15 protein-coding genes are annotated in these 26,793 nt (G+C 44.3%); 5 read left to right on the plus strand and 10 right to left on the minus strand.

The genetic code is table 11. From position 1 onward, the window contains the following. Positions 1–9: 9 nt before the first annotated feature. From DWW52_RS14160 to DWW52_RS14180, 5 genes are all read left to right on the plus strand, one after another. Complete coding sequence (locus tag DWW52_RS14160) at positions 10–1,074, plus strand: efflux RND transporter periplasmic adaptor subunit (RefSeq protein ID WP_118716153.1); 1,065 nt, start codon at positions 10–12, stop codon at positions 1,072–1,074. A 6-nt stretch (positions 1,075–1,080) separates the two neighbouring features. Further along, positions 1,081–4,173 (plus strand): efflux RND transporter permease subunit, encoded by a 3,093-nt coding sequence (locus DWW52_RS14165; RefSeq protein WP_118716154.1) that lies wholly within the window; start codon positions 1,081–1,083, stop codon positions 4,171–4,173. Beyond that, entirely contained in the window at positions 4,170–8,909 is a 4,740-nt protein-coding gene (locus tag DWW52_RS14170) for an efflux RND transporter permease subunit (protein ID WP_118716155.1), read from the plus strand. The genes DWW52_RS14165 and DWW52_RS14170 overlap by 4 nt, the downstream gene beginning before the upstream one ends. Positions 8,910–9,026: 117 nt before the next feature. Continuing rightward, on the plus strand, positions 9,027–9,728 hold the full coding sequence (locus DWW52_RS14175; protein WP_118716156.1) for a hypothetical protein: 702 nt from the start codon (positions 9,027–9,029) through the stop codon (positions 9,726–9,728). Between the two features lie 46 nt (positions 9,729–9,774). Further along, positions 9,775–11,808, plus strand: a complete 2,034-nt coding sequence (locus tag DWW52_RS14180) for a thioredoxin family protein (RefSeq protein ID WP_233556923.1) — start codon at positions 9,775–9,777, stop codon at positions 11,806–11,808. A gap of 64 nt (positions 11,809–11,872) precedes the next feature. Here the strand turns inward: DWW52_RS14180 and DWW52_RS14185 are convergent, their stop codons facing one another. The 10 genes from DWW52_RS14185 to DWW52_RS14230 all read right to left on the minus strand — a co-directional run bounded on the left by DWW52_RS14185 (position 11,873) and on the right by DWW52_RS14230 (position 26,777). Next, entirely contained in the window at positions 11,873–12,370 is a 498-nt protein-coding gene (locus tag DWW52_RS14185) for a hypothetical protein (protein WP_118716158.1), read from the minus strand. A gap of 196 nt (positions 12,371–12,566) precedes the next feature. Further along, positions 12,567–15,824 carry an efflux RND transporter permease subunit gene (locus tag DWW52_RS14190; protein ID WP_118716159.1) on the minus strand — a complete coding sequence of 1,086 codons (3,258 nt, stop codon included), beginning with the start codon at positions 15,822–15,824 and terminating at the stop codon, positions 12,567–12,569. A 5-nt stretch (positions 15,825–15,829) separates the two neighbouring features. Beyond that, positions 15,830–18,880 carry an efflux RND transporter permease subunit gene (locus DWW52_RS14195; protein WP_118716160.1) on the minus strand — a complete coding sequence of 1,017 codons (3,051 nt, stop codon included), beginning with the start codon at positions 18,878–18,880 and terminating at the stop codon, positions 15,830–15,832. Between the two features lie 2 nt (positions 18,881–18,882). Further along, positions 18,883–19,968 carry an efflux RND transporter periplasmic adaptor subunit gene (locus DWW52_RS14200; RefSeq protein ID WP_233556925.1) on the minus strand — a complete coding sequence of 362 codons (1,086 nt, stop codon included), beginning with the start codon at positions 19,966–19,968 and terminating at the stop codon, positions 18,883–18,885. Between the two features lie 25 nt (positions 19,969–19,993). Further along, positions 19,994–21,478 (minus strand): TolC family protein, encoded by a 1,485-nt coding sequence (locus DWW52_RS14205; protein ID WP_118716162.1) that lies wholly within the window; start codon positions 21,476–21,478, stop codon positions 19,994–19,996. A 29-nt stretch (positions 21,479–21,507) separates the two neighbouring features. Continuing rightward, complete coding sequence (locus DWW52_RS14210; protein ID WP_118716163.1) at positions 21,508–23,223, minus strand: O-antigen ligase family protein; 1,716 nt, start codon at positions 23,221–23,223, stop codon at positions 21,508–21,510. Further along, positions 23,220–24,281 (minus strand): 6-bladed beta-propeller, encoded by a 1,062-nt coding sequence (locus DWW52_RS14215; protein WP_158582605.1) that lies wholly within the window; start codon positions 24,279–24,281, stop codon positions 23,220–23,222. The genes DWW52_RS14210 and DWW52_RS14215 overlap by 4 nt, the downstream gene beginning before the upstream one ends. Before the next feature lie 67 nt (positions 24,282–24,348). Further along, a complete protein-coding gene (locus tag DWW52_RS14220) occupies positions 24,349–25,452 on the minus strand; it encodes a 6-bladed beta-propeller (protein WP_118716165.1) in 1,104 nt (367 codons plus the stop codon). 27 nt (positions 25,453–25,479) lie between these two features. Further along, positions 25,480–26,370, minus strand: a complete 891-nt coding sequence (lepB, locus tag DWW52_RS14225) for a signal peptidase I (protein WP_158582606.1) — start codon at positions 26,368–26,370, stop codon at positions 25,480–25,482. Further along, complete coding sequence (locus tag DWW52_RS14230) at positions 26,367–26,777, minus strand: hypothetical protein (RefSeq protein ID WP_118716167.1); 411 nt, start codon at positions 26,775–26,777, stop codon at positions 26,367–26,369. The genes lepB and DWW52_RS14230 overlap by 4 nt, the downstream gene beginning before the upstream one ends. Positions 26,778–26,793 lie beyond the last annotated feature (16 nt).

Raw genomic sequence — 26,793 nt, forward strand, 5'->3', positions numbered from 1 at the left:
AAAAACGCTATGATCAACAAATCTATAAAATATATCGGGGTAGTTCTACTCGCTTATACCCTGAACGCTTGTAACGAGCAACGCATGAGTTCTTCTTCTGAAACAACAACTCCCGTGTGGCTTTCCGAAGTCGGCAAACGGGATATCCGGGAACTGACCACCACGACCGGAACCGCCAAGGCGGCAAAAACCGTTGAACTGAAATCCGAAATCAACGGGAAATACGAACTCATGACTAATCCCAAAACCGGACGTCCTTATAAATTGGGAGATATCGTTGACGCGGGTACGGTGATCATCAAACTCAACAACAAAGAACACGAAAACAGCGTGTCGCTACCCACGAAAAAGATGCAGGTTGATATCGCACAAAAAGAGTGGAACGGACAAAAAGCCGTGTATGAAAAAGGAGGAGCCACAGAAAAAGACGTGCTGACCGCTGAAAGTGCTTACATTGGTGCCCAGACCGCATTAGAGACGGCAAACTCCGATCTGGCCAAGTTAACCATTAAAGCCCCTTTTAAAGGTGCTATCGTCAACTTGCCCTACTTCACCCCGAACGTGGAAGTCGCTTCCGGCGAAACCATGGTCGGCCTGATGGATTACAGCCAGATGTACATGGAAATTGCCTTACCGGAAAACACCATAGATAAGGTAAAAGTGGGACAAAAAGTTCTTGTTACCAATTACAATATTAAATCGGATACCCTTTCCGGCATTGTTTCTCAATTATCCCCGGCAATCAACGAGGATACGCGTACATTTGTCGGATTTATCACGATCAACAACCCGGAGTTGAAATTACGCCCCGGAATGTTTGCCAAAGGAGAGATCATTACTTTGCAAAAAGACTCGGTAATCGTTATCCCGAAAGAAATTGTCAATTCTCGTCGCGGTGGAAACCGTATCATCTATACGGTTGAACAAAACCGGGCCGTCGAGAAGATGATCACTACCGGAATCAGCGACGATCGTTTCATCGAGGTAGAAACCGGCCTGAACCAAGGAGACAAAATCGTGGTGAAAGGCTACGAATTCCTGAGAAACAGAGGCAAAGTAAAAATCATGAAATAAATCGACATGAACAGCATTACGAAATTTGCAGTAAAATACCCTGTGAGCGTACTCATGCTCACGTTAGCGGTATGTTTACTGGGAACAATATCTTATAATAAACTGGGAACAGACCTTTTCCCAGACTTGAAAAACCCGGCCCTTTACGTGGAGGTTAAAAGCGGCCAACGCCCGCCGGAAGAAGTCGAGAAACAAATCACGACAAACATTGAATCCACCGCAGCGCGCCAAGAAGGCGCCAAAAGCGTGTATAGTGTCACGAAAGTCGGGTATACCAAAGTCACCGTTGAATACGGTTGGGACCAAGATATGGACGCAGCTTTTCTGGATTTACAACGTAGTTTATCCAGTCTTTCCCAAGATGAGAACATCGAGGAGGTTAACGTTACCCGTTACGATGCCAACGCAACCCCGATCATGACGATAGCCCTCACACACAACGAGGTCAAGGACATGAATGAATTGCGGAAGATCGCGGAAAACTACATGCGAAACGAACTTGTCCGGGTTGACGGAATCGCGGATATTCAATTAACCGGTCAGGAACAAGCCATTGTTGAAATATCCACCAACCCTTACATGCTGGAAGCCTTTGGCCTCACGGCCGATGCCATCGCCACGAAGATCAGTTCCTTGAATCAAAATGTTTCGGGAGGAAATATCACCGATGGAGATATCCAATACACGGTAAAAGGAGTAAACCTGATCTCCAACCTTCAGGATATTGAAAATATTATCGTGGCCTTCAAGGAGAATTCTTCCGGGAGCTCGTCTTCAAGCCAAAGCACGACAACAACCAGTACCAGCAAGACAAAAGCCCCGGTATACCTGAAAGATGTTGCAACCGTATCCATCCGGAACAAGGATCCGGAAAACCTCGCTCGCTATAACGGCGAACGTTGCCTGGGTATCAGCGTTTACAAGGAAAACAAATACAACACGGTTAATGCGGTTGATAACTTGCTTGCCAAAATAGATGAATTCCGTAAAAGTTTACCGGGATACGACTTTCATATTATCAGCAATCAGGGCGAATTTATCGGAAGTTCAATCAATGAAGTAAAAGATTCCGCGTTAATGGGTATCATTCTCGCCGTTATCATACTTTATGTCTTCCTGCGACGGGTAAACATGACATTGATCGTGAGCGTTTCCATCCCGATCTCCATCATAGCAACCTTCAACCTCATGTATTTTAACGGGCTTTCCATTAATATCATGACTTTAGGAGGACTCGCGTTAGGTGCGGGAATGCTGGTGGATAATGCCATCGTGGTCATGGAAAACATCTTCCGGAACATCGAAGAAAATCACCTCTCCCCGACGGAAGCAGCCGTCAGGGGAACCTCTGAAGTGGCAGGAGCCATCACGGCTTCCACCTTAACCACGATCGTGGTATTCCTTCCCATCGTGTATTTACAAGGAGCAGCCGGGGAATTATTCAAAGAACAGGCATGGACAGTTAGTTTTTCTCTCCTCTCCTCCCTCTTCGTATCCATTCTCTTTATCCCGATGCTGGCCTCCAAATTTATCCGTAAAAAAGATAATAAAGTCAGTCACGCCATCACAATCAAGGGATTCGGAAACTTCATCGGCAAAGTTCTCAAGAAAAAATATCTCGTTATCACGATTGCCTTCTTACTTATGTGTGTATCCTACCTGATGCTACCGCTGATCGGTATGGAATTCATGCCCAAAACCGAGTCTAAAGAATTCTCCGTCTTGATTACCATGGAGCCGGGAACAAGACTACAAAACACGGATAACGCTGTCGGGACGATAGAAGACGCGATCCAGACCCTCGGACAAGACGAAATCGAATGGCAATACACCCTTGTCGGACCCTCCAACTTGGAAAGTCAGAGCGGGGGAAAACTAGAATCGGAAAATCAATCCCAAATCAAGGTAAAGATCAAAAAGGATTCCAAACTGGATGCCGACTATTTTATCTCGAACATAAACAACAACTACCCCTTACCCGAAGGCGTGGAAATCTCCTACGAGAAAGGTGAATCCGCCCTACAAAGTATCTTGGGTACAGAAGGAGCTCCGCTCGTGATCGAGGTGAAAGGAGAGGAACTCGACCTGTTAGATGAACTATGTACCGAAATCAAAGAAAAGATTAGCGGGCTCCCCGGTATTTACGACATAAAATCCTCTTTGGAAAAAGGAGCACCTGAAGTCAACATCAAAATTGATCGTCTGAAGAGCGGTATTTACGGCATTGACGTTACCACGGTAAGTAACCAGGTGAGCGAAAAACTAGCAGGTAAAGATGCCGGAACTTTTGAAACTCAGGGAGAAACCATTGACATCAGCATCAAGGTCCCCGAAGTCACGCTTGCCGAAATCAACAATATCGAGATTATTCAAGGAGACAAGAAATACCGTCTCGGAGAAATAGCCGATATCGAGATCACTTCAGCCCCCAAAGAGATCAACCGGGTAAACCAAAGCCGAACGGGTATCGTGACAGCCATGATCGAGAAAAACTACTCGCTCAGCCATATCACCCCTTCCATCAAGGCCAAACTGGCAGAAATGGAATTCCCGGCCAAATACACGGCCAGCATCACGGGAGAAGAAGAAATGAGACAAGAATCATTCGGCGGACTCGGTTTCGCCCTGTTCCTGTCCATCCTGCTCGTGTACATGGTCATGGCGGCACAATTCGAATCCCTGCGCCACCCGTTCACCATCCTACTGACCATACCGTTAGCCGGCGTGGGATGTATTTTGGCCTTCTTGCTCACGGGACAAACGCTTAACATGATGGCCTTCATCGGTATTATCATGCTGGCGGGTATAGCCGTGAACAGCTCTATTATACTCGTGGACGCTATCAATCGTCTAAAGGAAGAGGGACACCCGTTGGAAGAAGCCATAAAAATGGCAGCCCAACACCGCGTACGTCCGATCATCATGACCAGTGCCACCACGATTCTGGCATTGCTCCCCATGTGCTTCGGATTCGGGGAAGGTGCTTCACTCCGCTCCCCCATGGCTCTTGCCGTGATCGGCGGTTTGTTTACCTCGACCATCATGACCCTGATCGTTATTCCATGTGTGTATTACGTTATTGATAGAAAGAAGTCATGAACACGATTATAAAAAGAAGGGTTCTTGTATCGATGCTTTTCATCGGCCTGGTACTTATGGGAATTTTCTCCTATAAACACCTGCCCATGGAACTATACCCCAATGCCGAACTTCCGGTATTGAGTGTAAGCATCTCGCCCAAGACAGAATCCGATCCTTCCTATATAGAAAACCAAGCAGCTATCCCGGTTGAAGGAGCCATCAGTTCCCTCAACGGCGTGGAAAAAATGGAGACCCAGATATACTCCCGGGGAGCTAATATCTCGATCTCTTTCAAACAAGATGTTGACCTGAAATACACGTTTCTTCAACTGGAAGAAAAAATCAAAACGATCTCGAAGAACATCCCCGACATCTTCACCCTGCGGGTAAGCAAGTCTTCCGCCGGAGCCGTGAGCGATATGTTCATGACCCTGCGGATTCTCGGGGAAGATGACGTGGATTACGTCCGTAATATCACAGATGCGGATATCGTCCCTTATCTGGAAAACATTGATGGTATCGCCAACATAACAACCATGGGCGGACGCCAGAAAAGTATCGAAGTGATTATTGACCCCGAAAGATGCAAAGCTCTCAATATTACCCCGAGCAGCATCAGTTCGAAAATATCATCCAACCTGGCCGAAAAATCGTTTGCCGGCTCGGTCTTCGATCATAACAAACGTTATTTCGTCAACGTGACAGCAGAATACCTTGCCACGGAAGACTTGGGAAGTATCGTTGTTGCCCCGGGACCGATCCAGTTGAAAGACATCGCGGAAATTCAATTCGGAGTTAAAGAAGAGGAATCTTATTCCCGTACCAACGGGAAAGAGGTCATTTCCTGTATCCTGTCCAAATCCCCGCTCGCCAACGTGATCGACCTCTCCGAAAGAGTACGGGAGGAAATTACACGCTTGAACGAGGAAATGGCTTCTAAAGGAATCACCATTGAAGTCCAAGATGACGCCGCCGAAGTCATGAATAAGAATATCGACCAGATTATCGACCTGGGACTCTCGGGTGCAATATTGGCTATATTCGTGTTATTCCTCTTCCTGCGTAAAATACGGATTATCTCCATCGTGGCGTTTGCCATCCCGATCTCCGTATTCTCGTCTTTCTACTTTTTCTATCTTTTCGGGATAACGATCAACACGCTAACGCTTACAGGTATCGCCCTTGCCGTCGGGATGTTATTAGACAACTCCATCGTGGTCATGGAAAACATTTATCGCCTGAAATCATTGGGCGTATCCACCGATGAAGCTTGCGTGCAGGGAACCACCGAAGTCTGGAAAGCAATCATGGCCGCCACGGTCACCACGATTACCGTATTCCTACCCTTTCTGTTCGCTGACAATTACCTGATTAAACTTATCGGGGAACACATCGGGATCTCTATTGTCGCCACGCTTACCATATCCCTAGTCGTGGCCTTGTTGCTTATCCCGATGGCGATGAACCAGATTTTACGGAAGACGTCCGATAATGTCAATTTCAGCAAGATGTCTATCCACAACCGACTGGTGCAGATGTACGTTGCTATACTCAAAATGTCTCTTCGCCGTCCGGCACAGGTCATCATTATCGCGTTAGTGGCACTATTAATCACGGTTGTCTTATCCACCTCTTTAACCCTGAATACGCTCCGGGAGGTTGAACTGAACACGTTCAACGTGTATGTCACACCCCCGACAGGATACACGCTCCAAAAGACAGACGAAATGATCCGTCTTTTTGAAGATGCCCTACTCGAAGTGCCGGAGATAAAAGAATTTTCATCCAATATCGTCAAAGATCAGGCACAATTAACCATTCGCCTGAAAGACGATTATCAGAAAATCAACAAAAAATCCATTATCCAGTTGAAGACAGAAGTACTTCGACTTGCAGAAACCGTCAATATCAACCAGATCAGCCTCGAAGCTAGCGAAAGCAATGAAACGTTCAGAGGCAGTAGCGGGGGAGGCGGCATGTTGGGCAACAGTTCCCTGCTAAAACTCATGGGTATGGGGAGCCAGACGGAAAAAGTCATCATCAAGGGACAAGATTTCGAGTCCATGACAAACTTTGCCGAATACCTCAAATACCAACTTGACGATCTGGATAACATATCCAACTCGCGTGTTTCGGTTTCCCAGGGAAGCACGGTCGCTAAAATATTCTTCGACCAATACCTCATGGGCGTCAATGACGTAGAACCCCGTAACGTGGGCAGCGAACTTAGCAATTTCCAGCCCCAAAGCACGGCAGAAGTGAAATACAAAGCCGGGAATCAGGAATATGACATCCTGATCCGGGACATTAACTATGACGAAGACGACCAAAAAACGCAAACCCGAACACTGGAAGATTTGCGTAACATGGAAGTCACGAACAGTAATAACGGTTTAATCCAATTACGGAGCTTCAGCCGGATCAACCTAGGACGAGACAAAGGAAATATCACCCGGATCAACCAAGAAAAAGAGGTGAATCTCGTCTATATGTTCAATTCCGACATCAACGAATCAAAAGACCTGCTGGAATCAGCACGGGAAGAAATTGACGAACTGGTGCAAAGCCTGGATGTTCCCACGGGTATTGCTGTTGAAGTCGTACACGAGGAAAACGAAATGGATGACTTCACCTTCCTTATCCTGGCCGCATTCGTGCTGATATACATGATTCTGGCCGCCGTCTTCGAGTCGACAACCGCCCCGATCGTGCTGATGTTCACGATCCCCCTAGCTGCCATAGGTTCATTGCTAGCCCTACTGTTCACAAGCAACTCGCTGATGAACGCCAATGTCTTCGTGGGTTTTATCATCCTCATCGGAATCGTGGTCAACAACAGTATCATCCTTATCGATTACACCTCCTTGCTACGCCGGACAGGCAACCGCAAGCAACGGGCAATCATCACCGCCGGACTATCACGCCTGAGACCGATCCTGATAACGGCGATCACCACCATCGTGGCCATGATCCCGTTAGCTCTCGGTAAAGGAGAATACGTTTCCGGATTAGGAGCCCCGTTTGCCATCACCGTGATCGGTGGACTTACCATGAGTACCCTATTAACACTGGTAATCATCCCGACCTTGTACTCCGGCATGGAAGACGCACTGGCACGTCTACGCTCGCAAAGCCTTTTTATGAAAGTACTGCAAATCGTACTTTTCATCGTATCTGTCATTTGCGTGTACCTCTGGACGGCAACCCTGTTAAACCGGATTTTGTACTTAATCCTGACTGTCATTCTAGTACCGGGTATCACTTGGTTCCTAGAGGATAGTTTGCGTCGGGCACAAAGTAATATCATTCCGGAAAACGAAGAACTGGAAATCAAAATTTATAACCTTGTAAAAATATATGGTCGCCCCTCACGTTTCAACCGGGAATGGAATTCCGGTCTGAAAATCCGTGAACGTCTCGGTCTGCAAGGTAACTATTACAAATGGTCAGACATGCAGCCCATGCTCTGGTCACTACCGGTTCTTGGTTTCATGTACTACTTCACGTTCAGTTACCAAGTACTGTTCATGTGGGCAATCATCTTTGCTTTCATCTCCTGGACAATGACGTTAAGCACCCTAACCATCTTCCGGAAATTCTCCGAGAATCGAGGCAAGGCACTTATCGCCAAAATTCTTCGAATCATTGCCATTATCATCTATTATGTCGGTCCCATGTTCATTCTTATTTGGGCAAGCAAGAAATTCGAAAACAGCGGGGGAGCCATCTTCCTAGGCATGTTCTGGTACCTCGGTATCGCAGCTCGTTACCTATCCAATAAAATCAATAAAGAAAACATCAATATTGACTTGATCGACGGCCGTTTCCGTATGTTGCGGAAGACCATTTTCCAACTGGCCTCCAAAGCTCCTTTTATCGGGGTAAAAAAGAAACCGTTCAAGGCATTGAACTCCGTTTCTATGGATATCCACACGGGAATGTACGGTCTGTTAGGCCCTAACGGGGCAGGTAAAACCACCCTGATGCGTATCATTTGCGGAGTCTTCGAACAGAGCTATGGGAAGATATTCATCAACGGCATCGATACTCAGAAAAAACGGGAAGAATTACAAGGTCTCATCGGATACCTGCCACAGGAATTCGGTACTTACGAGAACCTCACGGCATGGGAATTCTTGGAATACCAAGCCTTGCTGAAAGGAATATACAACAAGAAAGTACGCCATAACCGGATTGCCGAAGTACTTTCCGCTGTCCACATGTACGAAAACAAGGACAAAAAAATCGGAGGCTTTTCGGGAGGTATGAAACAGCGTATCGGTATCGCCCAGACGTTGTTGAACCTGCCCCGTATCCTCGTGGTTGACGAACCTACGGCCGGACTTGACCCGCGGGAAAGAATCCGTTTCAGAAACTTGCTCGTGGAACTGTCCCGCAACCGGATCGTGATCTTCTCCACGCACATCATCGAAGATATCGCCAGCTCATGTAACCAAGTCGGGGTGATCAACAAGGGTGTACTGAAATATAACGGGACACCGAGCGACATGGCCAACATTGCCAAGGATGTCACCTGGACTTTTGAAATTCCGGTACGTGATTTTGCCAAATTACCGACCGACATGCTCATCGTCCACCACATCCGTCAAGGCGACATCATTAAAGTGCGTTGCCTCAGCGAACACAAGCCCACCGAAAATGCAGAGCAAATACTTCCGGCATTAGAGGACTCCTACTTGTGGCTACTGAGAAGCGTGAAGATCGAAAATAAAGAAGAAATAATAACACAATAAACAGTGTAATTTATGATTTTAGATTTACAATTTTAGATTTCAACCACATGAAACAAACGCTTTCAATTGCTGAATCATAAATTTAAAATCTAAAATCTAAAATTTAAAATTAACGTTATGGTTCAATTTTGGATAACCTTACAGAAGCTAGTACAATATAACATCAAAATTATATTCGGGAATAAATTCCTATACTTCATGTTGAGTGCTCTCGCCTTCTACATCATCACGGTTGTCGTGAAACTGCTGGGAGAAGATGAAATTACTCAGGCAACGGCCTACTCCATGTTAATGTTACCAAGCATCTTGCTGGTATTTTATCCCATGTGCTTCGGCATACAGAACGACCAGGATGCGAAGATCGTGGAAATCATCTTCGGAATCCCGAACTATAGCTATAAAGTCTGGTTATTGCGTCTCGTGATCTCCTACGTGATTTGTTTCGCGATCACCTTCTTCCTAGCCCTGTTAACCGATATCGCCATCGTGTCCGTTCCCCCGATGGGCCTGACCCTGCAAGCCATGGTTCCGGCCCTATTCATCGGCACACTCTCGTTCATGTTGAGCACGATGATCAAGAACGGCAACGGGACCTCGGTCGTGATCATCATCATCGGGTTACTATTTTCCATGATACAAGGCGCCTTAGGTGCCAGTCAATGGAATATTTTCCTGAACCCGTACGATGTTCCTCTGGATAAAAACCCGCAGATATTCTTCAACACGGTCTTCCATTGCCGGATGAATATGATGATCGCCTCTGCCTTGTTTATTATCTTCGGACTAAACAACACGAGAAACCGGGAAAAGTTCATATAACCTCGTCCATAGTTGTACGCTTATACTAATGTTCAATTTAATATTTATGAGAAACCTTATCACAATTATTACCTTACTGATGTTCAGCTACTCAGCCTTCGGACAAGGAGTAAATTTCGAACATCTCACATTTGACGAAGCTTTGGCCAAGGCTAAAGCAGAAAACAAACCGATCTTCATGGATTGTTACACGAGTTGGTGCGGCCCTTGCAAGTATATGGCCGAGAAAGTTTTCACCCAAGAAAAAGCGGGAGAATTCTTTAACCCGAAATTCGTGTGCGTGAAATTCGACATGGAAAAAGGAGAAGGACCGGAACTGGCAAAAAGATTCGAGATTAAAGCCTTCCCGACCTTCTTTATCCTTCGCCCGGACGGTAGCATGCAACACAAAATTGTCGGTGGTGGAGAACTGGAAGACTTTATCGCCCGTGTTGAAAAAGGGTTAAACGAGAAGACCTCCTTAGATTACCTGAACAAAGCTTACGAAAAAGGGAAGATGAACAAGAAACAACTCATCGCCTATCAAATCGTTTTAAATGAAGCCTACGAGAAAAGCAAAAGCGAAGAAGTCAGCAAAAAACTGGATTCTATCCTAAAGGACAAAGACAAATTAAAAAAAGAATACTGGCCCATCATTAAGAAAAGCTCTTACGGGTCCGACAATTTCAAGTTTGTCATCAACAATCTGGCTACCTTTAACAAAAATATCGGTAAAAAAGAAGTAGACGCATTCCTGTCCGGTAAGATACACGGGGCAATCGGCAACGCTTCACGCATCAACCCCAAAGATCCTCTATCCGTACTGAAGCAAGTTCAGGAAGATTTATCCAAAACAGATTTAGAAGATCAGGCACGATTAACCTTCACGCTCGAATTGGCCTTAGCAGCGCAGGAAAAAGATGTCGACAAAGTCATCTCTTTAGCCGGACAAATCGAACATAATGAAAACAACGAACTCTGGGGTGTTTTCAATGCCATCAACAGCATCCGGGCGAATGCCACAAAAGAAGATTTGAAACGTCTCCTTCCCCTGGAAGAGAAATTCATATCCATCACCCCCGAAAACAGCAAGGATTTCGTGAGAAATTATTTTGAAAATCTCTCCATCGCCACTCACGTGGGAGTCTATTTTCAGGACTTAACTTACGAGGAAGCGTTGAAAAAAGCCAAACAACAGCAAAAGAGACTCTTCATTGACTGCTACACCAGTTGGTGTGGTCCTTGTCAATACATGGCAAACAAAGTATTCACGCAAGAATCTGTCGGTGATTTTTTCAATAGCAACTTCATCTGCTTGAAATACGATATGGAAAAAGGGGAAGGCCCCGAATTAGGAAAAAAATTCGGAGTACGTGCCTACCCGACATTCGTCATCATAAACCCAGACGGCAGCATTCTCCACAAACTCGTGGGCGGTGGTGAAGGAGAACAATTCATCGGCCGTGTCAAAGAAGCATTTGATAACGAAAAAGCACTCGGAACCTCGATCAAAAAATACAACGAAGGCTGTCGGGATAAAGCATTTTTGGCCTCATACGCCCAAACCTTACTCGGGCTTTACGATCCTTCAGCCAAAGATGTTGCCAACGAATTATTCAACTCGTTGAGTGATGAAGAACGGGTATCTCCCGACTACTGGTTTATCTTCGCCAAAAAAGAATTCAGCCCCAAAGGTTCGGCCGCCGAAAAGTTTTTATTAGCCAACCGGGCAAAATTCAATAACGCTAACGGCCAGGAAGTCGTAGACCTGCGCTTAAGCCAAGACCTACAAAAACAACTCATGGAAATCCTTGCCACCAAAGGGCAAGCCATAGAAACCTCCAAATTCGACGAGATCACCAAAGAGATTAAAAGCCTGAAATTAAGCAACGAGAAATCATTACTGGGACTTGTTGCCATCGGTCGGGCTGTAAAGAATGGCAACATCGATCGTTTCCTGACTACCTGTGAAAGAGAAATGCCCAAGGTAAAAGCCAACAAACGTCAGCTGAATTATTACCTGTCACAACTCACCACCAGAGGAAGCGACGCACAGAAAGCCCGTTGGAATAAAATTGCAGAAAAATACCTGCAACAATAACCCGCCACCATTCAAGTGGCTATTACCATAAAAAGACTTCCCGAACAATTATCGGGAAGTCTTTCTATTTCCCTGGCTTATAATATTTCGTGAAACATTCAAGCCTCTTCGTCTCCACCGGAATCCCTTTAGCCTTAATATCTTCTATCAACTCGTTATAACTCTTCGGATTCACCAAATCAATCACGTACTGCCACGTACGCTTCTTTGTCTGTTTTGTAAACACCTGCATATAAGGTAAAGAACGGCCTCCGGCCCATCCGACCTTTACTTTCACGATATCCTGATATAAACATTCCTTCTTCCAAAAAGTATAAATACCATTCCTCAGCATCAACCGATCCTCTGCCAGTATCACGTAAAAATACTGAGATGGCATAAACAAAAAAACTAAAGCAAACATTCCTATCGGCAATAACACGAGTGGATGAAACTCATAACATTCACTATTATAAATAAAATCTATCGGGTAAGGCAAAAATAACACGAACAGAACCGACATCGGAATCACATAACATTTCGATGTCTCCGCTTTCCAAAATGGCCGACGAAATATTTTCATTTCCAATCCTTTTTAACCGTGAAATGGCAAAAAAACGTAATAGTTCCCCAAACTTAACACCTTCAAAATCACATTACCAAGATACTGTAATAAAAAGTAAAATACAACAAAAAAACAATGAAATCCTTTCCACGTAATGAATCAAGTCAAAATTTGCAACCTAAATCATAAAGTTACTCTATACAACCTTTTACCACTATCCATTCTTCAATGCTTTTCTTTTAAGCACCCTCGCAAACGGCATCAATATAGGCATAAAGAACACCAAAGCAATGATCGAAAACAGCAAACCGCCCATTGTGCCGATCGCAAATGAAAACCAAAACTCTTCCGCTTTCGGTCCATCTATCAGAAACGGGACCAAGCCAAGTACGGTTGACAATATGGTCAATAAAACCGCTATTATCTTATGATTATAGGCCTTCACATAAAGCCGAACCGGATTAATTCGATTAAGTCTCTCAATATTTCTATTAACGAAACTATTATACTCATTGATCACGTAGATAGCCGCATTAACCACCAAACCGCTCAACAAAACAAGTGATGCGAAACCACCCGTTCCAAAATTTACTCCCGAAAAATAAAATGTCAGGAAAGTACCTATGAACGAAATGGGTATCAATGAAATAATCACAAACGGTTGACGGAAGGACTCAAACAAAATCGAACAGGTAAAAAAGATGATCACGACAATCAGTAAAATCAGCCAATACTGAGATCCCCTGTCGTCATACCACCCAAAACTCTCGTTAACAGTCCTGAAACCAACAGGCAAAATCGCGTTTACTTCTTCGGTGGTTTGCTTGATAAACTTATCCGACAAATCATACGATCCCATAAAATTAAAAGCGACCTGAAGCGAATACTCTTGATTGGTTTTAGTAATTCGAGTGGCAGCGTTTCGCTTACCCACCTCTCCAATATGAGCATAACACACTTGTCTATCCCCTACTGTCAAATAGCTGTTCATCAAATGCCACACGTCAAACTTATCTCGCTCAGAGGAATGATAATCAATTGCAATCCGTTGATCCTTGTTACGATATGTACCAACTGCTCCTTCATCCATCAATGCGGCCAACGTCGAATAACACTGCCTCAAATTCAAATTGTTAAGAGCAATTTTTTCCATATCATATTTGATATACATCTCCGAAGCAGGTTCATCCCGCGATTGCCAGTAATCAGAGTTTCCCAATTCTATACCTACATCATTGACCCGCTTATTACTTTTAATCTTCTCTGCCACCATTTCAGCATATTTGTACAAGCGATCATAATTATACCCGCTCAACCCGATTCGGTGAGATTTATGCCCCAGTCCCAGCGAATTGGAGAATCCCCGCTCGCTAACTCCCGATGTTGTCCAATCCACACCACCAATCAGCAACGCTTCACGAATAACCTGCGATTCGAGGTATTGAGGAAAAGCCCCATCTTTGTGTTCATCAGCAAACTCCACTTCAATAGAACCACTTTTACCGTCCACTCGTGTAACGAAACGTTTCACCTCCTTGAATTTAGCTAGAAAATGATCCATTTGCCACATCTTTTGATTTAACACCACGGCATCATCCCCTTCGGTCAACTGGGCTGAAATATAAAGTTTCACGTCCCGTTCTTGTTGGGAAAAAGTACGTGACGAGTGTACCGACGAGAAGAGTCGCAATGTCCCGCCAACAACCTTCTCTAGCGGCTGCCGCAAAGTCCCTTGATAAAAATTACTACCAATGGTTTTATTATAAACATCTTCATACCATTTTGGCTCTTGTTTCTCTCCCGTTCGATAATAATAATCACTTTTCCCCAATTTCGCGGGCAACAAATGAATCGGTATACCAAATGCAAGCACGAAAACGGTAATGTATATCCATTTCCGTTTTTGCGTAAAAACGATATACCGGGAGTAAAACCGACTCCATCTCACGGTTCTTTTTAAACGACAATAACTTTTCTTCGCCTGTCGACGACAAAACCCGTTACGATCAATAATGGCCGGTACAAAAAAGAGCGCAACAAACAAGGCCACGACTAAATTGATAATAATAATCGTGGAAAAATGATTCAACGCCCCCTTCACGTAATCAGGCATAAAAAAGACAATCACCAACGAGCCGATCGTGGTAAGCAGTGCCGCCAGAATAGCGATAAAAGCACTTCGATTGTGATAATAACTATAGTGATCAACCATCACGATAACAGTATCTATCATGATTCCGAACGAGACGGCAACACCCGCCAACGAGATCAGATTAAGCTCAACATCAAACAGGTAATAAAAGATAACGGATATCAATACGTTGGCGAACAATGAAAGCGCTATGACAGAAAGATAACGCCCGCTTCGACTAACAATCCAAACAAACAGGAACAGGATCACCAGAGACAAAAAAGTACGTTTGACCAACTTTACGAGTTCCTCCCTCACCTCTTTAGCCGCATCATTGGTCAGTGTCACGTAAAATCCATCCGTCAGATTCGCCTGAATCTTTTCCATCCGTTCTCGCAGTTCGGCAGACGCCTTAATAACACTCGTCTCCGTGTCTGCAAAAATACTCAAGTATATCGTGTTAAGACCATTAATACGGTAGAAACTGGTTTCTTGTCGTTTTTTATAATCAAACTTAGCGATATCACTCAAATAGATGATCTTACCCTCTATCGTCGCTAGCGGGGTTTTACCAATATCCGAACCGAGCTGTTCGGTCTCCAATAATAACGTGATACGTTCTTTATTCCCATACCGATCAATACGATCAACATCCCCGACAATAGAACGTTGTCCCAAGAAATTTTGAAGTCCCGACACGATGACATTAGGTTCAAGACCGTATCCTTGCAATTCTATCGGATTATACTCGATATCCAAATAAAGCGGCATGGCTCCCCCAACAGACACATCCCGGACATAATCAATTTGCGTGAGATAAGGTTTAATATTCCGCTCGACATAGTCTTTTATATCAGCGGGATCCATATCGGCATTGATAATATAAGACAAAACCTGTTGCGTGTTCGGTTTGAGACCGCCACTGATATTCCCGCCTTGCAAATAAAGACTACCCGCTCCCTCCGGCAACTTCCCGGCGATCTGTTTCAACAAAGACGATATTTCAAAACGCACGGCCGACACATTGACTTTCTCCTTCAGCACAACAGTCACACTTCCGCTTCCTTGTGATGACATGGAGGTCGTTTTTTCAACCCCGACCACGGACGATACCAACCCCTCTACTTTAGAAGTGATCTCCTGTTCGATAACCCGTTGCGACGCTCCCGGCCAACTAAACGAGATACTCAACCTCTTACCCTGTTCAGGAGTGGGATGATAGGCAATCCGCAACAGTGGGATTAAGGCACCTCCAATCACCATCAACACTGCCATAATCAAGATAAGTGAAAAAGAAGGTATGCATTCTAAAAATCCCTTTTTCTTTATATCATTACTCATAAGAATCAGCGTTTACGGTAGATTATATAATAGATCAGTGGGATAAAGAACAAACTAACAATCGTCCCGACACTCATACCGATAATAATAGAGAGCGATAACGGATATTGCAGGTCAGACCCCATATCTACCCGGTTCAAGAAAGGGGCGATAGCCAATATCGTCGTTAGTGAAGTCATGATAATCGGTTTCAACCGACTATGTCCACCGGTAAAAACAGCTCTTAACAAAGACATGCCACTCTTTCGCAAGCGATTGATCGTATCTACTTTGAGAATCGAGTCATTGATAATAATACCACTCATCACGACAAGACCGATCATCGACATGATATTCAGACTCTCGCCAAATAACCAGAGACCAAACAAAACGAAGAAGACATCCACCACGATCTCCGACAGGATAATAAGCGGTTGTATGACACTTTCAAACTGTGCGGCCAAGATAAAATAGAGCAACGAAATTGCAACCAACAAGATCACTATCAACTCCCGGATCGTTTCTCGACTGGAAAAATACTCACCCGTAAAAGTCACAAAAAAGTCCTGATCCTCCTTAACAATCTCCTCCACGGTCCCCATTACCCGTCTGACATCACGATCTTCCACGTCAAGCACGATCGGGTAATAATCCCCACCACTGCCGGAATAGAGCTTTTTAAAATCCTCACCTTTCGTCTCACGAATCACCATCGAAAGAGGGATTTCGACACCATTACGGTTACGCACCTTACCCGATAGAATATCCGAAGCCTCGGCCTGCGTGTCTCCCGTTGTCACGGGCACCGAATAGCCCCCCTGATTAATACGGAACAACGTGTTCTGGCTAATAATATTTTTCATCTTCCCGTAAATATCGCTAAACGTGATTTCATGAATTGCCATAGCCTCCACGTCAGCTATATAACGAATATTTTGCTCCATCACTGCCGGGGGAATCTGCACGTCCGGTAAGGCTTTTTCAATCTTGTCAACCACACGTGTCACCTGTTCTACCGTCGGGGCTTGCCCCTCTTTACTATGCAATTGCGCCACGAGTGTACTCCCCTTTTCCGCAAATATCATGTTGAAAATATTACCGGAAACTTGAAAAGAAACTTGAGCTTTCGGGTAATTCGAGGCCACGTAATCTGAAATCTCCCGTTCTATCCGTACCAAAGTTGCGGGATCTTTGGCTTTAATATAGACCACGCTCTCGGAAGGAGTTATCTCCTTGGTGTGTGACATCAAAAACTGTTGGACACCAACCATCGACGTCGTTTGCAACACAAGACTATCCACTTGTGACAACAACCTGTAAACTCGCAGATCATTCTCTTCCAAAGAAATACCGCTATTCCAATCAATTGTCAGGATCGTATCGTCATGCGATATTTTAGGCAGACGACTTTTTTCCACCATCTGGTAAACGAAATAAGTGAGCGGGATAAGTAACATGAAACAAGTAATCATCAACCGACCGTGACGCAACGTCCACTTCAGCCCGATCTCGTAAGGACGATAGTAGTTAAACGTGAAAAACTTAGCGATGAATCGATTTTCCGTATGCGATGACAACTTACGATACATCAGGTAGAAATAAACCGGCAAAACGAGTACCGACACCAGCAACGAAGCGAACAGGGCTACCGTAACGGCCATGGCTTGATCATAAAAAAGCGCACCCGCCGTACCACTTAAAAAGATAAGCGGTAAAAAAACCGAACAGGTCGTCAGTACACTACTCAACATCGGAGTAAAAACCTCACCGACCGCCTTGGCAATAGAATCCCGGAGTTCCATACCCGCTTTCCATTTTTGGAAGATATTGTCTATAACGATAATCGAATTATCAACCATCATTCCCGTACCGAGAATTAACCCCGAAAGCGATATGATATTCAACGATATATTCAGCACGTGAAAAGCCAGAAGCGTGACAACAAGCGACAACGGAATAGTAATAACAATCAATACCGGTGAACGCAAATCTTTCATGAACAAGAAGATAATCAACGCGGCCAGTATAGCACCAATCAGCAGATTACTATTCAGATTATCAATAGAATAAGATAATAACTTCGTCTGATCCCTGGTCAACTCAAAACGAATATTGGGATATTCTTTCTCCAAATCGGTAATGAGCGTGGCTATACTTTCTTGCAAATCCGCCATCTTGGCATCATTCTGTTTGATAATCGCCAGCGAAATAGCGGGATAATCACCGCTACGAACCAACCCGTTCCGTTTTGCCGGGCGTTCCACGATTTCACACAGTTCTTTAAAACGATAGACCCGCCCGTTGTGATTGATATATATATTCTCGATATCTTCTTTAGAGATAATTCGGGAATCAAAATGAATACTGTAACGATATTCCCCGTCTTTGATACTCAACGCCCCCAAGGATACGTTATTATTATTAATTGCGTTTTCAAGCAGGCTAACGCCTACCCCCATGGAAGTCAGTTTCGTGTAATCGGGGATACAAAGCAATTCCGGGGTTACAACACCGCTGATATCAACCATGGCCGTCTGCGGCAATTGCTCTATACGTTTCGCGATAACGTCTCGGGCAAATTGCCCCAGTTCACTAAAATCAATTCCCGCTTCCCGTGGCTTGTCTCGTTCTTTCGGGGCCCCGCTTTTCAACGACAGGTTGAGATAGAATGCCGGGATATCAGTTATACTGGCCTTGATCACTTTCGGACGCTCCACGTCCTTGGGCAGTGTCGCCACAGCACGATCCAACTTCTCGTTAACGTCAATAAAAATGATATCAATATTGCTATTCGGTTCAAAATCCATGTAAATAGCCCCCGCATCCGCCCGTGCTTCTGCGGTTATATTCTTCAGTCCCGTCACCTGCGACAACTGGTTTTTCAGCGGTTTCAAAAGAGTATTATCCACCTCTCGAACCGATAAACCGGGAGCCGAAACCTGAATCGTGATCTGTGGAATATCAATAGCAGGCATAAGCGACACGGGCAAGTATCCCATCGCCACGATACTCAATACCACGATCGCGACAACACTCATCGTGACCCCAATGGGACGTTTCAACAATTCCTTTATCATTATTACCGCTTATTATTAGGTGTCACATCCGTTCCGTCAGCAAGATTCAAGTTATTCGAGGTAATCACGACATCATTTTCCGAAATAGAAGTTTGTTTCTTTTCACTACCCGTGACCACGTGAGAATCGATATTCGACATCACGACATCGACATACGTCCAGACCGCTTTACCATCCCGATAACAGAAAATAACCTGAAAACCATCCCGCAACACCACCGCATCCTTCGGAACCACGAAACTATTCTTAATCTCTCGTTCCAACACGATTTTAACGTTCATACCCTCTATCAGATACCTGTCAGCGTTGCGCACTCTTGCACGAATCTTCACCTGTCCGTGTTCATCAATCAAGGGATTTATCTCCGTCACGTCCCCGTAAAACGTCTTTTTATCATTAATAAACGGGATAATCTTAACATGTTGCTTTTGTGCCACTTCCTCTATCTCCGCTTCCAATATGCTGAACTCGACATCAAAATACGAATCATCAATCAACGTGCACAATTTATTGGCAGAACGATCATACACCTTGGCATCCAGGTTGGCAACACGCCCGCTAAAAGGGGCAATCAAATAACACCCTTCCAGACGACGTTTTGCCGCTTCCAATTGATCCACCGCATTATCATAGCCGGACGAAATTTTCATATTACGCAAGATTGTTGCCGGAACTGCCGTCGTATCTGCCGAGTATCCCTGCCCGATCAATTTGTCCTGCAAATCGATATTAGCTTTCTCCATTGCCCGGCGACTCTTTTCCAATTCCACCATTGCCTCTTTGTTATCTAAAGTCGCCAGCACCGCCCCCTTTTTCACATATCCCCCGTTTACCTCGTTTATCGCGGTAATCACACCCGTACCGTCAAAACTAAGATCACTCTTAAAAACAGCACGTAATTTCCCGTTACACACGATTTGCTTCTGAAAAGTACGTTTTTTCAGTACCAGCGTGTCAACCGTGATTAACTGGCTTTGCCCTTCACTTTTACCGATTTCTTTTTCATCTTTCTTTTTTTCATTACCGCAAGCGATCACACCCGACACGATAACACTCAACAACAGACTTCTATATAGATTCATTTTCATCATCATTAGTATTTTTCACGAGTAACTATTTTTCCACAATTTTATCAAATTCGGCACTGATGTCCTTTTTAGCTATAAAATCGTACAGGGACAACTTCCGCAGCTCGAAATAAGCATTCCAGAACGTACGTAGTTGATTAATATACTGTTCGCTGGCACTATCCAGTTCCTTTTGAGCCGTGTTCAAATCCGTTACCGTGATTCCCCCGTTCTGAAAACGTTTTTTAGTGATGTCATAACGTTCCTCGGCAATCTGTAACGCCTTGGCAGATATATTACACTGCGTGGCCTGATTATTAAATTGCATCACCTTGATCCGGATATCCTGTTGAAACTTCGTCTCCTCCTGTTCCAATTCCGTTCGGGCCAGACGAGCCTCCGCCTCCGCCATCTTCACACGTCCGCGACTCATCCCCCAGTCGTAAATAGGCATGGTTATAGACAACCCGACCACCTCACGATCTTTCAAACGACTATAAACCCCTTGCAAATCATCCCCGGTTTGCGAGAATCCCAGGTTAGCCCTCAGTTCCACCTGGATACCCCGATCGGCTTTCGCCTGCGCCACACTCTTCATTGAATTTATCTCTTTAATTTTAAGCGCAATACTATGTGTCGAATTTTGCAACGCTTTATTCAACACGAAATCATACGTCATAGACACTTCCGGGGCGATCATCGGTGGTAATAACTCGAAAAAAGTACCTTCCGATACCCCCAGGAATGATTTGAAATTAAAAAGGGCCACCTCCAAATCAACTTTACTATTGCTTACCGTTAACTCCGCGTTCATCAACGACAATTCCAACTGCAACAACTCGCTTTTGGTAACCGTACCGATATCATAGCGTTGTTGAGCGATCTTGTACATACTACGGGTATCTTTCAGATTATCCTCACTTTTCCGGTAACTCGTCTGGGCTGACAAGACCGAGAAAAAATAAGAGGTCGTTTGCAGTGTTATATCCTCCAGCGATTCCAAATACTGTTTCTTAGCCTTTTCATACTGCAAGGGTTCCGTTTTCTTCTGCCATTTCAGCGTGTTGAATGAACGCAACGGTTGAGTGTAATTAATTGTAACCGGGTTAGAATTATAAGTTTTCGTATCGTAAGAAAACTGATCCAACCGGGCAAGCGACGTGTTGAGAGACACGTTTCCCCCCGTGAGTGCAATTTTCTGATTGATATAAATCGACAGATCATTACTTAAGGTATTATTCGCCACGTAACTAATGCGCCCTGTTTCCGGGTCACGCACATCCACCAACGAACGGTTATAATTACCCAAGTCTCCGCTTAAATTAAGCGAGGGCAACAACTGCGCCTTGTAGGAACGAAAACTCCAATACTGCGACATGAAGCTAAGTTGCACCATCTGCGCTTGTGGCGAACGGGTATGAGCAAGCTTAATCGCCTCCTCCAGGCTCATCTTCCCCATGACCAGATTCTGCCCCACGACAGAACTACAAACCAGCCATCCCACGGATAATAATATTAGTTTCTTTTTCATTCGATATATTTTGTTATTGTATTATCATTTTACGGTTCAACATCCAGCATTTTCCTAATCTCAAATTTCATCTCGTCCACGGCAAGAGAAGACACCTTGGGACGTTTCTCCAGCAAAATACGACCATAATAATTCATCATCGTCGTGTCTCCCCGTTCGCCTTCCAGTTTGGTCAACAAATAGAGCGGGTAAACACGATTCGGACACGTGTAATAAGCCCGCAGGTAAGCCGCCACTCCTTGATCATACTGCTTTAACGCCAGGTAATTATTACCCGTTATATTCCAAAACATGGGATCCGCACTATGTCTGGTTCCCTGTTTCAGTATGACATTACTCTCCTCGTACCGCCCCGCTTTATGAAGTGAATGCCCGTATTCAAACAGAAATTTAAAATCGTTCTTCAAGACAGGATAAAGCTTCCCGTACTCCTCGACAATGCTTTGATAATCCCCTCCCGTGTAATAAACAGCGTTATTTTTCCACTCCCGGTATGCTTCCCGGTGACCATACTCCCGGAAGTCGAAAAACAAGGCCACTACCCCCATCATCCCGAACATCAAAACATTCGCGTAACGTGCCGTCCCGATCTTCCGGTCCGGCAACTGTGCCACGGCAAAAAGGAACAATATAGCAATAGACGGGATATAAAACGTGTATGAAAAAAGCGAGGCCACGAGCAATGACACCGCGACACAACCGTAAGCCGTCAATCGCCGCAATTTTAAAAACAGTACTATTGCCGCCAATATCCCTCCCGTTGCCCCCAACAACAAAAATAAAGCGAGCGGCTCATTAAACGCAGACTCCACCACTCCCGCTAACTCCGTGTAGCGATTGTCTTGCTCCAAGGCGTTTTCTTTCATAAAATAATCATGTTGGGCCTCCGCGTATGCCCTCTCGAAACCGTCAATCCCCACCCCGAACAAAGGTGCTTTCGAATAAGCCGTGATCGTGTTTTGCCAGATAAAAAGCCGCCCGTTGGCCGAATCTTTTTTAAGCAAATAAAACAGTGTCAAGACGATCATCAATCCCATGACTCCCCCCCCGATCACCCAACGACGGCTTATCTTGATCCGCCCGGCGATCTCCTTGCGGTAAAGCAACATCACGCCAACCAACGCCCCGATCCATCCGGCACGGCTCATGGTCGGCACCATGGCCACCAACGTCACACAAAACGCCATGCAAGCCGCCACGTAACGCACAAACATCAGGTTAATACCTACCTTCCGGTACCCTTTCTTCATCATGGCAACAGCAAGCACGAATACTCCGGCCAAAAAAATCCCGCAAGGTCCGGAATTAAAAAACGATCCGGTCACGACAAAACGCAGATGATTGGAAGCCTCGTATCCCAACAGTTGCCCCAACACCAGACAAGATTGATAAACCCCGCAAAGCATCACCGCAATCGAGACCTGATTAGCCAACCGCATCCCTTTTATCACCCGAAACACCGCGTAAAATGTGAAATAAGAAACACTTAAATAAAACTCTCTACTCTGCATCGCGTGAGTCGCACACGCATGCACCAACAAGTAAACGAACAACACGAACACCACCGTATCTCCCCAATAAAGTGTTCTAGGAACTTTCAACAACCACACCGTCGCCACCATCGTCCCCAGCAACAGGGCAAAGTAGTTCGAGGTGTCGATCCCGCCATAAAGACCTCCCGTCACCTGAAACTGACCTAGCAGGAGTATACATCCTCCCAAAAATACAATGGCCCTCATCATCATCGGTTATTCTTTAACAAATCATCCACGCTTATTGTCGTCAAACACGTTTTATCCATATCCTGAGTTACCAACAAAGCCTTATCGTCAAAAACATACACGTCTATAATAGAAGCTGAAGAAAAAGGTGTAAACACGAATGAAGCAGCCTCTCCGCTTGATTTGTCATAAACGCCCAAACATTTCCCTCGTTCACACAAAAATCTAAAACAAAAATATTTATCTGATTCGTAAATATTCGAGACCAATGTGCCATAATCTTTTTTACTATTATTCACAAAATCGATACGATCATATTCATCTTTAAAATTAGGATTAAGAGGCACATTATTTTCTCCAAAATCGACATAATATTTTACCGTCACATTCTGCTTATCATCTATAGCATAGATATCATTATAGAGATACCTATGATACAGCACTTCTGTAGGACTATACACGAAAAAAGGATAACCGAGATAAATTCCGGATTCAATCTTCAAATCCCCAATCTCTTTCACGAATTCAAAATCTTTATCATACAAATTCAATTCTATATTATGCTTCACACTACCATACACACGTTTACCAACATAATAGCCTCCAATCGTTTTAGCCAAGACTTGAAATGGATAATTACTAGCCTTATCCGCAATAGAGATTACTTCAGATAAATTTCCATTAAAATCATATCGAAGGATTTTCTTACCATTCATATCATATATACAAATAGTTTTTCCTTCAATCCATGCATCCCAAAGACTAATAAACTCATCCCTTGCCCTCCCTTGTCCTGAAAAAGACATTTTACAAACTCCACTTTGAGCGTCAAACGCTAGAATTTTATTTCTACCTTGAATAATATATTGTCCCTCTACGAACAATATCTTTTTCACCTCATCTACTAACGCTGGATTTCCATTATCCGTTAAACAAATCCGCATTGCATATTCCCCTTGAAGATCAATTTCATGCATCTTTTCCAAATCAATGGGAATAATTATTTTGTTATCACTCTTTTCAGATTGCTTACAACCGGCAATACAACCCAGAATTACGAATACGATTAAATACTTTCTCATATACCATTTCTCTTTATTCATTCATCCTTCTCAGCAACCTATCCTAGCGGGATTCACCGCTTTCCTGTCACGGAAGCAAATCATCCACGCTTATCGTTGTCAAACACGTTTTACCCATCTCTTGAGTTACCAACAAAGCCTTATCGTCAAAAACATACACGTCAACAAGAGAAGCCGAAGAAGAAGGTGTAAACACGAATGAAGCTGCCTCTCCGCTTGATTTGTCATAAACACCCAAACATTTTTTCCCATCAAACGCAAACCTAAAACAAAAATATTTATCAGACTCGTAAATATTTGACACTAACGTAGCATAATTCTCCTTACTACTATTAATGAAATCGATACAGTCATATTCATCTTGCCAATTCGGATTAACAGGCATGTTATCCTCACCAAAATCGACATAATATTTTACCGCCACATTTTGCTTATCATCAATGACGTAAATATCATTAGAAAAATATCTGTAGTACAGTATTTCATTGGGACTACACACGAAAAAAGGGCAACAGATATAAATACCCGATTTTATCTTCAAATCCCCAATTTCTTTCACGAATTGAAAATTCTCATCATACAAATTCAGTTCCGAATCCTCCATACCGCCATACACGCGCTTTCCCACGTAGTGACCCTCCCCCACCTTGGCCAAATACTGAAACGAGTTATCACAAGCAACAAACTTCACATCAACCGCGTTTCCATTAAGATCATTCCGGAATATTAACTTCCTGCTCATATCGTACATGCAAACGGTATCGTCTTCCACCCACGTATCCAAAAGACCTACAAATTGGGCATCCGGCCCCCACTGCCCAGAAAAAGACGTTTTCAGAACACCGTTCCGGGCATCAAACAGAAGAACCTTATTTTTACATTGAACAACATATTGATCCTTTGCGGACACCACCTTCTTCACCTCGTCAACCCATACCGGACTTCCATTATCCGTCAAACAAATCTGTTTCATATACTCCCCGTGAAGGTCTATTTTATGAATCTTTTTCAAATCCACGCGAATGATGATACCGCTATTATTTCTTTCCGGTTCAGCCAAAGCCATCACGCCCGATCGCATAAAATTCTCAGTCTCCGTCCCGTGAACAGAATAACCCGCACACGCCATTGTCAAAAGCACCGCTACTACAATAATAAATTTTACTTTCATACGATTCTCATGCTTACCATTAATATCTTATTTATTCACCCCTTTTAGCAACCTATCCCAACGCAAATCACCGCTTTCCTTATCACGGGAATACGTGATGCGAGTCACCACCCCGACAATAAATTCCTCCGGAACGAAACCCCAGTAGCGGGAATCATTCGAATTCAACACCTGATCCCCGCAAAAGAAGTAATAATCACCTTGAAATATATAACTGTCTATCGGATTCCCTCCCAACGTCAACTGACGTTGAGCGTTAACCCTAAGTTTTTCACCCGTCTCGTACTCGATTACCAAGCGATAGAGTTGAAAATTAATGGTATCAAGCATCACCAGTCCCCCCTTCTGCGGCACGTAAAGCGGCCCGAACTCCTTGATCGTCCAACCATAATGCCGGAAATCAAACGGGAATGCGTGTATAACCGTATTAGCGATCAACGAGTCTGGCGTTTCCGACAGGCGGCGTTGCTCCTCCTCGACTCCAAAGATCCCGTCATAATTATTATTCTTAAAATACCCGTTTCTAATCTCGACCGTATCCCCCGGCAAACCGATACACCGTTTACCGTAAACGTAATTAATTTTAAACTCGATCTTATACTTACTCCGGTTGATCGGGAAATTAAAAATCACGATATCATTGTGTTCAACTTTTCGAAACCCCTTAGTTCGGTGGCATTCCAACGGATCACCATCCTTGAAATCAAGCCGATCATAAATCCGCGCCCCAGCGATCAGCTTGTTGACAATCACGTAATCCCCCGGTATCAAGGTCGGGCGCATCGAATCCGTCGGGATCACGAACTGATCAACCACGTAAACACGTGCCGCGATAAAAATCCCGATCAACACCCCGATCCCGATAAAGGTATACATCACACGTAAGATAATATCCCAGAAATCCAACCTCTTTTTCATTCCTCCATCTTTTTGCGTCCATAAAACAACAACACAACCATAACCAACAACACCCCGAAAAACGCCCCTCTCTTCCATCGTTCCCCGCTTAATTCTTCTCCGTATCCTTGCTCAAAACGATAAGGCGTGTATAATAAATTCCATTTACCCGCTATGCGACGATCAGCGGTAAAAGCCACCACCCCGGCAGAAGTTCTCAATATTGATTTCAACGCCACGTTATCCATAAAATAAACCGGAACATCGTCATAACCCGGAATCGTAATCCCACTCCGGGAGGCCACGACAAACAAATTAATCGCCCCGTTTTGGTAAGCCCCATACAGAGGCGCAATCTTGCTACCCGTCTCCCGCGAACCTTCTTCTTTTATCCCGATCATATAAGTCGGCTTCCCATCGGCAAACATGGAACTCTACGATATT

The organism is Odoribacter sp. AF15-53, assembly GCF_003479425.1.
In the GTDB taxonomy this organism is placed as follows: domain Bacteria; phylum Bacteroidota; class Bacteroidia; order Bacteroidales; family Marinifilaceae; genus Butyricimonas.